The 14111-nt window shown below is 23.2% G+C and carries 11 protein-coding genes; 9 read left to right on the top strand and 2 right to left on the bottom strand.

The window, feature by feature from the left end; translation table 11 throughout:
- Position 1 precedes the first annotated feature (1 nt).
- The 9 genes from nhaD (at position 2) to H0H63_RS01770 (ending at position 10645) form a co-directional block, all read left to right on the top strand.
- Positions 2–1276, top strand: coding sequence for a sodium:proton antiporter NhaD (nhaD, locus tag H0H63_RS01810; protein WP_185858320.1), 1275 nt, complete (start codon positions 2–4; stop codon positions 1274–1276).
- Between the two features lie 442 nt (positions 1277–1718).
- Complete coding sequence (menB, locus tag H0H63_RS01805; protein ID WP_185858319.1) at positions 1719–2552, top strand: 1,4-dihydroxy-2-naphthoyl-CoA synthase; 834 nt, start codon at positions 1719–1721, stop codon at positions 2550–2552.
- Positions 2549–3379 (top strand): 1,4-dihydroxy-2-naphthoate octaprenyltransferase, encoded by an 831-nt coding sequence (gene menA, locus H0H63_RS01800; RefSeq protein ID WP_238784388.1) that lies wholly within the window; start codon positions 2549–2551, stop codon positions 3377–3379. Before menB ends, menA begins: the two co-directional genes overlap by 4 nt.
- An 84-nt stretch (positions 3380–3463) precedes the next feature.
- Positions 3464–4159, top strand: coding sequence for a metal-dependent hydrolase (locus H0H63_RS01795; protein WP_185858318.1), 696 nt, complete (start codon positions 3464–3466; stop codon positions 4157–4159).
- Between the two features lie 2 nt (positions 4160–4161).
- Positions 4162–5247 (top strand): enolase C-terminal domain-like protein, encoded by a 1086-nt coding sequence (locus tag H0H63_RS01790; RefSeq protein WP_185858317.1) that lies wholly within the window; start codon positions 4162–4164, stop codon positions 5245–5247.
- 4 nt (positions 5248–5251) lie between these two features.
- Positions 5252–6295, top strand: a complete 1044-nt coding sequence (locus H0H63_RS01785; protein ID WP_185858316.1) for an AMP-binding protein — start codon at positions 5252–5254, stop codon at positions 6293–6295.
- Between the two features lie 530 nt (positions 6296–6825).
- Positions 6826–7650, top strand: a complete 825-nt coding sequence (locus tag H0H63_RS01780; protein WP_185858315.1) for a serine O-acetyltransferase — start codon at positions 6826–6828, stop codon at positions 7648–7650.
- Positions 7651–7658: 8 nt separating this feature from the next.
- Positions 7659–8567, top strand: coding sequence for a cysteine synthase A (gene cysK, locus H0H63_RS01775; protein WP_185858314.1), 909 nt, complete (start codon positions 7659–7661; stop codon positions 8565–8567).
- 416 nt (positions 8568–8983) lie between these two features.
- The gene (locus H0H63_RS01770) at positions 8984–10645 is read left to right on the top strand and encodes a diflavin oxidoreductase (protein WP_185858313.1); all 1662 of its coding nucleotides are present in this window, start codon (positions 8984–8986) and stop codon (positions 10643–10645) included.
- Between the two features lie 148 nt (positions 10646–10793).
- Here H0H63_RS01770 and H0H63_RS01765 read toward each other — a convergent pair whose 3' ends face one another.
- Both H0H63_RS01765 and H0H63_RS01760 read right to left on the bottom strand, forming a co-directional pair.
- Entirely contained in the window at positions 10794–11768 is a 975-nt protein-coding gene (locus H0H63_RS01765; protein ID WP_185858312.1) for an NAD(P)-dependent oxidoreductase, read from the bottom strand.
- A gap of 24 nt (positions 11769–11792) precedes the next feature.
- A complete protein-coding gene (locus H0H63_RS01760; protein WP_185858311.1) occupies positions 11793–14093 on the bottom strand; it encodes a transglycosylase domain-containing protein in 2301 nt (766 codons plus the stop codon).
- Positions 14094–14111: the final 18 nt, after the last annotated feature.

The following is a 14111-nucleotide window of genomic DNA, read 5'->3' as shown; positions in this document are numbered from 1 at the left end:
AATGATAATCTTAATTTTTATTTTTGGATATTTGTTTATTCTTTTAGAAAGTTTATTATCACTAAATAAAGTTATTCCATCCATTCTAATGGCTACTATTTGTTGGTCATTAATTATATTATTTCATATTCCTGTTTATGAATTTAATCAATCTATCATTATAAAAAAAGATCCAAGATCTTTATTATTATTTCATTTGGGAAAAACATCTGAAATTGTTTTCTTTCTTATTGCAGCCATGTCAATTATTGTCATAATTGATAAATATTCCGGATTCGATGCTTTAAGAGAATTATTTTATAAAAAGACGAGAAACACAAAACGAAGATTTTTATGGATGATAAATTTAATTTCTTTTTTATTATCTGCAATAATAGATAATCTAACAGCAACTATGGTTTTGATTTCTCTTCTTAGAAAAACAGTTATTAATTATAAAGAACGTTTATATTACTTAGGATTAGTTATTATATCTGCTAATGCAGGAGGAGTATGGTCTCCAATAGGAGACATAACGACAAGCATGTTGTGGATTTCCAATAAAGTGACCACTCTCCGTCTTGTAAAAAAAATATTTATTCCATCTATATTATGTATGTTTATATCCACTCTTATAGCTTCTTATATGCCCATATTTAATGGATTTATCCAAATAAAAAAAAGTAAATTATCAAAAAATGATCTTAATAGAGGTTTTTTTATGTTAAAAACAGGTTTATTTTTAATATTATTAGTTCCATTAATGAAAACAATAGTTGGAATTCCTCCATACATGGGAATGATGTTATCTCTAGGTATTCTTCTTTGCATAGTAATTAAAAAATACAAAACTATTTATTCTATAGACGAAATTTTTAGAAAAATAGATATTTCCAGTATTTTGTTCTTTTTTGGAATTTTACTTTCTGTCTCTTCTTTAGAAGCAATGGGAAAATTATATCATTTATCTCATTGGATCAATAAAATAGTTCATACATGGAGAATAACAACTTTTATATTTGGATTAATTTCTTCTATTATAGATAATGTACCTTTAGTTGCAGCTACTATTTCTATGTTTTCTTATCCAATTGATCATGATTTATGGCATTTTATAGCTTATGTATCTGGAACAGGAGGAAGCATTTTTCTTATAGGATCTGCTGCAGGAGTAACTGCTATGGGAATGGAAAAAATAGATTTTTTTTGGTATTTAAAAAAAATTAGTTGGATTGCTTTAATTGGTTATATATCTGGATTTTTTTATCTTTTAATTTATCCATTTTTTTCTTTGTAAAAATTCTATAAAATTACTTTTTAGATATGAAAAAGGAATAAAAATAAGAGGAGTCACAATTTGAAACCATAAAGAAAATGGACAGAAAAAAAAATATGAAAAGATACTACTAAGAATACAATAAAACTAGTTAATATAGCAGAAGCTTTTTTCGCATTTTTTGCAAAAAAAGTAGTTATTATTTCTCCTAATAGAACACTAAAAAGATAAAAAAAATCAAAATAAAAAAGAATAGACTAGGGCTTTAATAAGAATACATTTAAATTTAAATAAAGGAATATTTTTTATTTGTAAAAACTTTTTTTTTATAAGTTCAATAAAAATAAGTATTTCAATAATACTTATTGATACTCCTGTAAATACTGATAATATATTATGATACATACATATAAATAAAATCTTTTTTTTTGTAAAAATAAATATCAATTTTAATTTTTTTGTTATGAATTCTACTGTAAAAAATATAGATTGGATTTCGATTAAGAAGTACGAAGATATTTTATTTCTTTTTTGGAAAGGTATTTCTAAAATAATAATAAATAGACCATGGTGTCATAATGCTTTTCGTGTAGAAACAGTAAAAGAAATGATAGAAGCTATAGATATATGTAGAGATAGAAAAGATATAGACGTATTAATTATAACGGGTTATGGAGATAAATCATTTTGTTCTGGTGGAGATCAAAATACAAGAGGTTTAGGCGGATACTTGGGAAAAGATGGATTTATTAGATTAAATATTTTAGATTTTTATAAAAAAATACGAGAAATTCCTAAACCTGTTATTGCTATGGTTAATGGTTATGCTTTTGGAGGAGGGCATGTTTTGCATGTTGTTTGTGATTTAACTATCGCATCAGATAATGCTACTTTTAGTCAAGTAGGTCCTAAAGTAGGTTCTTTTGATGGAGGATTTGGGTCTTCTTATTTAGCTCGTCATATTGGTCAGAAAAAAACAAGAGAAATGTGGTTTCTATGCAAAGAATATACGGCTGAAGAAGCATTAAAAATGGGTTTGATTAACAAAGTAGTAAGTAAAAAACAATTAGAAAAAAAAACCATAGAATGGTGTAAAACAATACAAAAAAGAAGTCCTATGTGTTTAAGAATGATCAAACGTTGTTTAAATGCAGAATTAGATGGACAACATGGATTAATGCAATTAGCAGGAGATGCTACTTTAATGTTTTATTTAACAGAAGAATCTCAAGAAGGTAAAAAAGCTTTTTTGGAAAAAAGAAATCCAAATTTTAAAAAGTTTCCAAAATTTTTATGAAACTGAAATATTGGATAAAAGCAGCTCGTTTACATACTCTACCTTTATCTTTTTCTGGAATAACTTTAAGTTTTTTAATATCCAGATCTAGAGTATACGTAAATTTATATATATATATTTTATGTTCTATTACTGCTTTATTATTACAAATATTAGCAAACTTTTCAAATGATTATGGAGATAGTATTAATGGAGTAGATAATGATAAACGTATAGGACCAAAAAGAACAGTACAATGCGGTTATATTTCATTATTAGAAATGAAAAAAGCTATTTATTTATTTTCTATATTATCTTTTATTTCAGGATTTATATTGATTTTAACAACTATTTCATGGAATAAATTTTTTATCCTTTATTTTTTTGGAATTTTGATTTGTATTTATGGATCTATAAAATATTCTATCGGATATCGTCCTTATGGATACATAATAGGGATGGCGGATTTATTTGTTCTTCTATTTTTTGGAATTTTATCAATAGAAGGAAGTTATTTTCTATATACAAAAACTTTACATATGGATATGCTTTTATTATCTTTATCTATAGGATTATTAAATGTAGCTGTTCTAAATATAAATAATATGAGAGATATAGATAGTGATCTTAAAAGTAAAAAGTATACTATGGCTGTATGGTTAGGAATGAAATATGCTAAAGTTTATCATATGATTATTATTTTTATTTCAATTTTATTAGGGAGTATATTTGTTTTTTTTAATCAAAAAACTATTTATCAATGGTTATTTTTTGGATTAATTGTTCTATTTTTAGGATTACATGTAAAAGAAATGATGTTTATTAAAAAAAAAAAATATTTAGTTTAAAATTAAAAAAACTAGTTATAATTATTTTTTTATATGTATTAAGTATTGGAATAAGTCTATTCTTATAAAAAATATTATTATATCATGAAAATTACTTTTTTTACTCATAGTACATGTATACTTGAGATACATGAAAAACATTTATTAATTGATCCTTTTTTTTCAAAAAATCCTATTTTCAGGAATATAGATTTTTTGAAATTTACTAAAAATTTAGAAAAAATTGATTATATTTTATTAACTCATGCACATTATGATCATGTTTGTGATGTTGAGTTTTTTTCACGAAAATTTACTAATTCTTTAGTAATTTCTAATTACGAAATATCTAATTATTTTGATAAAAAAGGAATAAATACTTATGGAATAAATTATGGATCTTTTATTTCTTTTCCTTTTGGAAAATTAAAATATGTTTGGGCTGTTCATTCTAGTGTTTTTGATGATGGAACTTATGGAGGAAATCCTGGAGGATTTCTTTTACATACAGATGAAGGAAATTTATATATATCAGGAGATACATCTTTAACATATGAAATGAATCTTATTCCTAATTTTGGAAAATTAGGACTTTCCATTTTACCAATAGGAGGCAGATATACTATGGATATAAATGAAGCCGTCATTGCTTCTGAATTTCTGAAATGTGAAAAAATACTAGGAGTTCATTATAATACTTTTTCAAGTATTCAAATTAATAAAAAACAAGCAAAAAAAATTTTTTATGAAAAAGGAAAAGAATTAATATTATTGAAAATGGGAGAAAGTATAGATATTTAAATATGAATAAAAAAAATTTTTTTTTAAAAGAAAAAACTTTTTATTTGAAAAATAAAATATTTAATTCTAATAGAACTTTTATAACAAATACGATTTGGTTCTTTGTATTAAAAAAAAATAATAAAATAATAGGAATAGGGGAGTGTAATCCTCTATTAGATACTTTTAAAGATTCAAATCAATTTAAATTTAAAGAAGAATTAGATAAAGTTTATAAAAAAGTAATTTCTTTAAAAAAAACCAAAATATGTTATTATCATAAATATATTTCATATCCGTCTATTTTATTTGGATTAGAGCAAGTTTTGTTAAGTTTAAAAAATAAATTTCCAGTACTATATAATTCTAAATTTGTAAATGGAAAAGAAGGAGTTCCTGTAAATGGATTAATATGGTTGAATTCTTTTAATAAAAAGAAAGAAAATAATGTAATGAAATATATAGGAGATAAAATTATGGAAGGTTTTTCATTTATAAAAATAAAAATAAATACAAAACTTTTTAACTATCAATATTTTATATTAAAAAAGATAAAAAAAAAATATCCAATTGCAAAAATACGAATAGATGCAAATGGTTGTTTTAATAATGTAAAAGATACCTTATTTTATTTAAATAAACTTTATGAATTAAATATGGTTTGTTCAATAGAACAACCTATTTTATCCGGAAACTGGAAATATATGTCGGAAATATGCAAACAATCAAAAATTCCTATAGCTTTAGATGAAGAATTAAAGGGTATAAATAATTTAGAAAATAAAAAAAGATTATTAGATTTTATAAAGCCTAAATATATAGTGATAAAACCTAGTATTAATGGTGGTTTTTTTGGATCTAAAGAATGGATATTAGAAGCTAAAAAAAGAGAAATAAAATGGTGGATTAGTTCTTCTTTAGAAAGTAATATAGGAATTAATGCTATTGCTCAATGGACTTTTATCATTGATAAAAAATATAAAAATAAGATTAATGTTCATGGATTAAATACAGGATTTTTATATATAAATAATTGGGAATCTCCTTTAGAAATAAAAAAAGGTTCCATTTGGTATAATCCATTATTAAAATGGAAAATAAAAATATAAAAAAATGTGGATAGATTTTTCTAATAAAGAAAAATTTTATTTTTATGATATAGAAAAAAATAACTCTAATTGGAAAAAGGATATTTTTTCTTTCCTGAATAATTGGTATAAAAATAATCCAATATTAATGATTTCTACTTCTGGAACAACAGGAACTCCTAAAAAAATATTTTTAGAGAAAAAATATATGATAGAAAGGGCTATAAAAACCGTACATTTTTTGAAATTAGAAAAAAAAAAAATTAAAGGTTTATTATGTCTATCTGCAGGTTTTATAGCTGCTAAAATGTTTTTAGTTAGAGCTATTATTTTTAAATGGAAAATATATTGTATACCTCCATCATCTAATCCATTAAAAAATATAAATAAATATTTTGATATATCTTCAATGGTTCCTATGCAAGTTTTTTTTAGTTTAAAATACTTAAAGTATATCAAAATTCTTTTGATAGGAGGGAGTTCTATTCCAAATTTTTTAGAAAAAAAATTGAAAAAAATTTCAACAATTTGTTATGCAACTTATGGAATGACAGAAACTCTAGGTCATATAGCTATAAAAAAAATTAATGGAGTTAGAGAACATTCTTTTTATCAATCATTTGATGATATAAATATAAGTATAGATAAAAGAAATTGTTTAGGTATTTTTTCTACGTGTTGTATGGATAAATTTATTCAAACCAATGATATTGTTCGTATTATTTCCAATAATACATTTGTTTGGATAGGAAGATATGACAATATTATTAATAGTGGAGGAATAAAAATTATTCCTGAATTAGTAGAAAAAAAAATAAGTCATTTTATTCCTTTTGATAAACGATTTTTTATATCATCTATACCAGATAAAATTCTAGGAGAAAAAATTATTCTTATTATAGAGGGAAACCCTTTTTCTTTAAAAATACCAGAATTTGTTTTTAATGGAAAAAAAAAGTTTTATAAACCAAAAAATATTTTTTTTATTTCTCATTTTATAGAAAATCCACTAGGAAAAATAAAAAGAAAAGAGACTACTAAAAGTTTAATAAAAACATTTTCTTGGTAAAATTCTTTTTTTACTATTTATTATAAACATGTAATAAAAAAAAAGAAATTACTATATTTGTATTTTTACCTTGTTTGATTAGATCTATATAATAAATAGATGAATTATTTTGTGAATATACGATTTTATATAAAAAAAATAGATTATTCTATTACAGAATAAGATAAAAAATCTTATGTTTGAGAAAAAATTAAACTATGTTCAATATAATTAGTAAATATCATCTGATAGTAGATAAATAATCTTAATGAATAATTTTGTAAAAAAAAAAGTTACAATAGAATTTTTTATCGAAATTTTTTTATATAATTATTTTATCTATACTATAACATCACATATTTTTTACTTTCCTAAATTAATAATAATAATTAACAATAATAAAAATATCACTTTAAAAGTGATTGGATAAAAAATTTACATATATTATTTGTAGGTAAGAATTATGTCGTAAGTCATTCTAATTTAGAATATTAATTATGATAAAAATTTATCAATAGAATGTATATGATTCAATCATAAAAATGAAATAAATGTTAAGTTTTTTAAGTACCATATTTGAAAATAATAAAAATAAAAAATTTATCCCTAATAAGAAAAAATCCGAAAATTTTGTAAAAAAATTATTTTATCTTTTATTTACTCCTGATAAAAAACTTTTAAATGATATAATTTATCTAGAAAATGATTACAAAAAATTACAAAATATATTATACGAAATTCTTATTGATTTAAATATTGATTCAAAAAATTCTATAAATATTTCCAAAAGTTTTTTTTCAGAAATTCCTAATATTTACCAAACATTGATTATAGATGCTCATGCTATATTAGAATCGGATCCAGCAGCAACAGTAATAGAAGAAATTTTTCTTTCTTATCCTGGATTTTTTGCTACTGCATTGTATAGAATAGCACATCAATTACATATTCAAAATATTCCAATTATTCCAAGATTAATTACAGAATATGCACATAGTAAAACCGGAGTAGATATTCATGCATCTGCAAAAATAGGAAAAGCTTTTGCAATTGATCATGGAACTGGTATTGTTATAGGTTCCAGTACAAATATAGGAGAAAAAGTTAAAATATATCAAGGAGTTACTCTAGGAGCTATTCATGTAGATAAAAAATTACAAAATAAAAAACGTCATCCTACTATAGAAGATAAAGTAACTATTTATGCAGGAGCTACTATTTTAGGAGGAAAAACTGTAGTAGGTCATGATAGTATTCTTGGAGGAAATGTTTGGATTACACGAAGTATTCCTCCTTTTTCTATAGTGTATCAAAAAAATGAAACAAAAATGAGAAATAACATTCCACTTTCTAATTCTATAAATTTCACAATATAAAAAAAGAAATGAAAGTTGATAGTATTTTAAAAACTATTGGTAATACTCCTCATATACGTCTCAATAAGTTATATCCTAATCATCAAGTATGGATGAAATTAGAAAAAAGTAATCCAGGAGGAAGTCTAAAAGATAGAATAGCACTATCTATGATAGAAGATGCAGAGCGGGAAGGTCTTCTTCATAAAGGAGATATCATTATAGAACCTACTTCCGGTAATACGGGAATAGGACTTTCTATAGTTTGTGCTGTAAAAGGATATCGTCTTATTCTAGTTATGCCAGAATCAATGAGTATAGAAAGAAGAAAATTATTTTCTATTTTTGGATCCAAATTTATTCTTACTCCGAAAGATAAAGGAATGATAGGAGCTATTCAGAAAGCAAAAGAATTAATCAATACTATTCCAAATTCTTGGATGCCAAGACAATTTGATAATATTTCTAATACAAATACTCATAAGATAATAACTGCAAAAGAAATAATAAAAGATTTTCCTGAAGGAATAGATTACTTTATTACAGGAGTAGGGACAGGAGGACACATTACTGGAATTGGAGAAGTTCTAAAAAATAAATTTCCTAATATAAAAATTTTTTCTGTGGAACCTATAGAATCTCCAGTAATATCTAGTGGGAAATCCAGTCCACATTTTCTACAAGGATTAGGTGCAGGTTTTATTCCGTCTATTTTAAACGTAAAAATATTAGATGGATCTTTTTTAGTTTCTAAAGAAGAAGCTTTTGATTTTGTTAGAAAAACAGCAAATAAAGAAGGTATTCTTGTAGGAATATCTACAGGAGCGTCTTTATCGGCTATAAATAAACAACTATCTCATTTATCCGAAAAATCTATTATATTAACGTTTAATTATGATACAGGAGAAAGATACATTTCAGTAGATGGTCTTTTCTAGAAAAAAATTAAGATATAATCCAATTTAATTTTTTTATAAAAATTATTAATTTAAAAAAATCATATCCTAATTTTAGGAATTAGATTTAGTAATCAATCGGGATTAAACTAAGTTAGTTAGGAAATAAATCAAAAATTGTTTGATATTTTGTAAAAAAAATTATATAAAAATTAATAATTTCAAAATTAAGGTAAACATTATTTATAAAATAGATAGAATCGATAAAATTTGTTTTTTTATTAAAAAAAAAATAAATTTATGATACTAAATTTAGTTATAATATTTTTGAATTTATTTAAAAAAAAAGTTCATTAATAAATGATGAATTTATAATAAAAAAAATGATATAATTCATAATTATATGGGATAATTATTTCGGATTATATTCATATTTGATAAAAATCAAATTGACGATAATGTTATCTGAATCCAATAAAAAAATATTTTTTAAATTAATCAATGAATCCTCTAAGAAAGAAATTATATGGATGAATGGTTATATTTACGGATTTTTATCTTCTTCTTGTAAAAAAGATATAAAAATAGAAAATAAAATTACATTAGTTTATGGAACTGAAACAGGTAATGCTAAAAATTTAGCTATTGAGGTTTATAAAAAAATAAAAAAGAAAGAATTCCCGATAAGATTAATTGGTTTAGATCAATATCAATTACAAGATTTAGAAAAAGAACATTATTTATTTATAATAATTAGTACTCATGGAGAGGGAGACCCTCCTTCTTCTTCCAAAACTTTTTTTAATTTTATTCATAATAAAAATATTATTTTAAATAATTTGAAATATAGTGTATTGGCGTTAGGTGATAAATCTTATTCTTTTTTTTGTAATGCAGGAATAAATGTGGATAAACGTCTGTATCAAATAGGTGCAAAAAGAATAATACCATTATATAAATGTGATGTTATTAATTATGAAGAAAAGGCTGATCAATGGATCTTAGAAATTTTCAACTTTTTTAATAAAGTAAAAAAAAAAAAACAATGTAGAAAAAATAGAGAAATAGATGGAAAAATATTAAATGTTATACTTTTAAACAATAAAAAAATAGGGATTAATAAAGAAATTTATCATATAGAAATTTATATTCAAAAAAAAATTAAATATTTTCCAGGAGATTCTGTAGGAATATTTCCTGAAAATCCATTAAATGAAGTAGATAGTCTTATAGAAGAAATTTCTTTTACTAAAAAAAAAGAGTTAGCAGAATATAATAAAAAAAATAATATATTTTATTTGTTCAAAAAAAAATTAAATATTCTTTATTTATCAGATAATTTTTTAATAAAATATTCTTCTCTTTCGGGAATAAAAAATATTACTTTAAATAAAAAATGGAAACTTATTGAACTATTAAAAGAATTTCCTATGAAGAAAGAATTTTTATTAGAAAATCTTATGGAAATAATAGAACCGATAAAACCTAGATTATATTCTATTTCTTCTTCTCCTAATGTTCATCATGGAGAAATACACATAACTGTATCTCGTCATAGCTTTCAATTAAACGGAAAAACTGTATATGGTCATTGCTCCAATTTTTTATCTAAATTACAAAAAGGAGATAAATTAACCTTTTTTATTCATCAAAATCACTTATTTAGATTACCACCAAATCCAGAAAAAGATATTATTTTAATTGGAACCGGTACTGGTATAGCTCCTTTTAGATCTTTTTTATATGAAAGACAAGTAATGGGGGGTATTGGTAGAAATTGGTTATTTTTTGGAAATCAATATTCTGATTCAGATTTTTTATATCGAACAGAAATCGAAAATTGGAAGAAAGAAGGAATTCTTTATCATGTAAATCTTTCTTTTTCTAGAGATCAAGAAAAAAAAATATATGTACAAGATAAAATATGGGAAAATCGTATAGAATTTTTTTCATGGATAAAAAATGGAGCATACATTTATGTTTGTGGAAAAAAATTTTTTATGAGTATAGATGTTGAAAAAGTAATCCATAACATAATACAGAAAATAGGAAAATATGATTCGAAATTATTTATAAAAAAAATGAAAAAGGAAGGAAGATATTTAAAAGATGTATATTGAAAAAAATACTTAAATATAAAAAATGAATAACAAAATAATAAATATTAGTATTATTAGATAAATAATCTAATTTATTTTGATTTATTAATAAATTTTCTCATTATCAAAATTAATACATGTTTTACCAAAAGAATATCATAGAAATATCTTATTGATTAAAATTTTTTGTTTTATAATTTTTGAATTTATTATTTAAAATAATAATTTTTTCTACAATCTTTTTTTCCATTTTATATTTAGATTCCTTAGTCCATCCAGCAATATGTGGAGTTAATATTACTTTATTAGAATCAATTAAATAAAAAAAACTTTTAGGAAGCTTATGATGATTAAAAATATTTTCAAAAGAAAAATTTTCATATTCTAATACATCCAAACATGCTCCATATACCTTACCAGTATTTAATGCTTTTACCAAATGATGTGTAATAACACATCCTCCACGAGAAGTATTTATAAAATAAAAAGATTTATAAAATTTATTAATAAAATTGGAATTTATCATTCCTTTTGTCCTTTCTGTATAAGGAACGTGTAAACTTATTATGTCTGATTTTCTAAAAATAGTATTCATATCTACTTGTTTAGCATAAATATCTCCTATTTTTGGTAAAATATCATAACATAATATTCTAGAATCAAATCCTGAAAGTTTTTTAGCAAAAGCTTTTCCTGTATTTCCATATCCAATGATCCCTATAGTTTTTCCCATAATTTCTGTTCCTCTATTTCTTTCTCTATTCCATATTCCCTCTTTAATTTCTTGATAAGAACGAATTATATGATTTTTCACACACAAAAGCATTCCTATAGCATGTTCTGCTACAGCATCCTTATTCCCTTCTGGAGAAGAAATTAAAGTAATTCCTTTTTGAAAAGCATTATTTTTATCTATATTTTCTGTACCAGATCCAATACGAGCTATAAATTTTAAATTTTCAGCTCTATCAATAAATTGTTTATCTATTTTTAACCTACTTCTTAAAATGATTCCATCATACATAGATATATCAATTTTATTAATTGAATGCTTATAATTTTCATCACAAATAAATCCTTTTTTTTGTAATTTATACTTAATAAAAGGATGTCCTTTCTCTAAAATTAATATTTTTTTGATCATAAAATCATAGATTAATAATAATTATTATTTATCGTAATATTTATTATTTTCCGTATTTAAATTATTATTAATATCAATAATTTCTTCTAAAGAATCTTCTTCTTCTTTATCCTTTTTTTCTTCTTGATCTAAGATACTTTCTTCACATTTTTCCCAATGATATTGATAATTTTTTGGTTTACGAAATAATAATTTTTCATAATAAATTAAATTCATTTTTTTATATAAACTGTTCATATAATATGCCCATATAGGTAAAGCCATATTTGCTCCTTGCCCAAACTTAATATTATCAAAATGAGTAAATCGATCTTCCCACCCTACCCAAACACCAGTTGTTAAATTTGGAACCATTCCTATAAACCATCCGTCTGAATTTTCATTGGTAGTTCCAGTTTTTCCAACTACGTCTCCTATAATATTATAATATTTTTTTAATCTATTAGCTGTTCCATATTGAACTACTCCTTGCATTAATTTTAACATGATATATGCTACTTCTTCACTAAAAACTTGTCTTCTGCTAATGTCTATATGTTCTTTAATTAAATTTCCATTTTCATCTTCTATTTTTACTAATAAACTAGGTTTTAAATAAATACCATAATTGGTAAATGTATTAAATGCTCCAGTCATTTCATACAAGGTTAAATCCGCAGCACCTAATGCTATAGATAAATGATCTGGTATGGATGACTCAATTCCCATTTTCTTAGCTAATTGTATTACTGGTCCTGGAGTAACTTGTGATATAATACGAGCTGAAATAGTATTAACGGAAAAAGCTAATCCATCTTTTAATGTAAAAGTTCCTCCATATTTTCCATTAGAATTTCTAGGATTCCATTTTCCTAAATGAAATTTTTCATTAGAAATTCTTGTACAAGGATTATAATGTAATTCATTAATAGCTGTTGCATATAAAATAGGTTTAAAAACAGAACCAACTTGTCGTTGTGTTTGTGCTACATGATCATATTGAAAATAATTAAAATCCACTCCTCCTACCCATGATTTTATAAATCCTGTAGATGGTTCAATAGATAATAATCCTGCTTGAATAATACTTTTTTGATAACGAATAAAATTCCAAGGAGATATTAGTACTTTTTTAGATCCATTCCAAGTAAATAATCTTATTAATTGTGGTTTTTTAAATTCTTCTATGATTTTTTCTTCAGTAAACCCTTTTTGTTTTAAATTTTGATACAAAGGATTTCTATGCATAGAGGATGTAAGAATTCTTTTGGTTTTCTCCTGAGAAATATTTGAAAATGGAGCATTTTTATTTTTTTTTTGAAAGTGATTAAATAAAATTTGTAATTTAGTTAGATGTTTACGAACAGCCTTTTCTGCAAGATCTTGCATTTTAGCATCTATAGATGTATATATTTTTAACCCACTAGAATAAAGATTTAACTTAAGTCCAGTTTTTTCTTGATATTCATTTAGAGATTCTTGTACTTCTTTTTTTAAAAATTCTCCATAATAAGTAAGTAATTCAAAATCTTTTTTTTGCATTTTGAAATGTATTGTTATGGGTTTTTTTAATTCTTTTTCGTATTGAAATCCATTTAAAAAATTATATTTTTTCATTTGATATAGAACTAAATTTCTTTGTTTTTTAGCTCTACTAGGATAATTCTTTGGATTATATAAAGAAGGATTCTCTAACATACCAACTAAAATTGCGCATTCTCCTAGATTAAGTTCAGAAACTTTTTTATTAAAATAAGTGTGAGATGCTGTCTCTATTCCTTTTGCGTTATACAAAAAATCAAACTTATTGTAATACATAGTGATAATCTCTTCTTTTGTATAACGTTTTTCTAATTCAATAGCCATTATCCACTCTAAAAGTTTTTGATATATTCTTTGTAATTTATTTTTTGCAGATGCTCTTGTAAAAAGAAGTTTTGCTAATTGTTGAGAAATCGTACTACCTCCTCCTTTTTTTCCTAGTAAAAGAATAGCTCTAAGAAGAGATTTAGCATCAATCCCAGAATGATATCTAAAACGAATATCTTCTTTTGCTATTAAAGCATTTACAAGATTTTTTGGTAACTGTTGATAAGTAATTAAAGTTCTATTTTCTGAAAAAAATCTACCTAATAATATTCCATTCGAATCATATACTTCTGATCCTACCTCCATAGTAGGATTTTCTATATCTTTGGTACTAGGCAAAGTCCCTAAATATCCTTTAGAAATAGCATAAAAAACTATAAAAAATGTACTAATACCTATAAAAAATAAAAACCAAAAGTAAAAAATAAGTACACGAAAATAAGAATTTATTTTTATCCTATTTTTCTTTTTCAACACGAATATTATTTGTTAAAT

Source organism: Blattabacterium cuenoti, assembly GCF_014251655.1.
Classification (GTDB): domain Bacteria; phylum Bacteroidota; class Bacteroidia; order Flavobacteriales; family Blattabacteriaceae; genus Blattabacterium; species Blattabacterium cuenoti_I.
Note: the sequence above shows the minus strand (reverse complement) of the source record. Positions and strands in the feature narration are given on the sequence as shown.

Bases quoted from the DNA above. Each gene is read 5' to 3' on its own strand.
- menA (WP_238784388.1), top strand. From the start codon at position 2,549: ATGAAACTGAAATATTGGATAAAAGCAGCTCGTTTACATACTCTACCT.
- nhaD (WP_185858320.1), top strand. From the start codon at position 2: ATGATAATCTTAATTTTTATTTTTGGATATTTGTTTATTCTTTTAGAA.
- H0H63_RS01765 (WP_185858312.1), bottom strand. From the start codon at position 11,768: ATGATCAAAAAAATATTAATTTTAGAGAAAGGACATCCTTTTATTAAG.
- H0H63_RS01785 (WP_185858316.1), top strand. From the start codon at position 5,252: ATGTGGATAGATTTTTCTAATAAAGAAAAATTTTATTTTTATGATATA.
- cysK (WP_185858314.1), top strand. From the start codon at position 7,659: ATGAAAGTTGATAGTATTTTAAAAACTATTGGTAATACTCCTCATATA.
- H0H63_RS01790 (WP_185858317.1), top strand. From the start codon at position 4,162: ATGAATAAAAAAAATTTTTTTTTAAAAGAAAAAACTTTTTATTTGAAA.
- H0H63_RS01770 (WP_185858313.1), top strand. From the start codon at position 8,984: ATGTTATCTGAATCCAATAAAAAAATATTTTTTAAATTAATCAATGAA.
- H0H63_RS01795 (WP_185858318.1), top strand. From the start codon at position 3,464: ATGAAAATTACTTTTTTTACTCATAGTACATGTATACTTGAGATACAT.
- H0H63_RS01780 (WP_185858315.1), top strand. From the start codon at position 6,826: ATGTTAAGTTTTTTAAGTACCATATTTGAAAATAATAAAAATAAAAAA.
- menB (WP_185858319.1), top strand. From the start codon at position 1,719: ATGAATTCTACTGTAAAAAATATAGATTGGATTTCGATTAAGAAGTAC.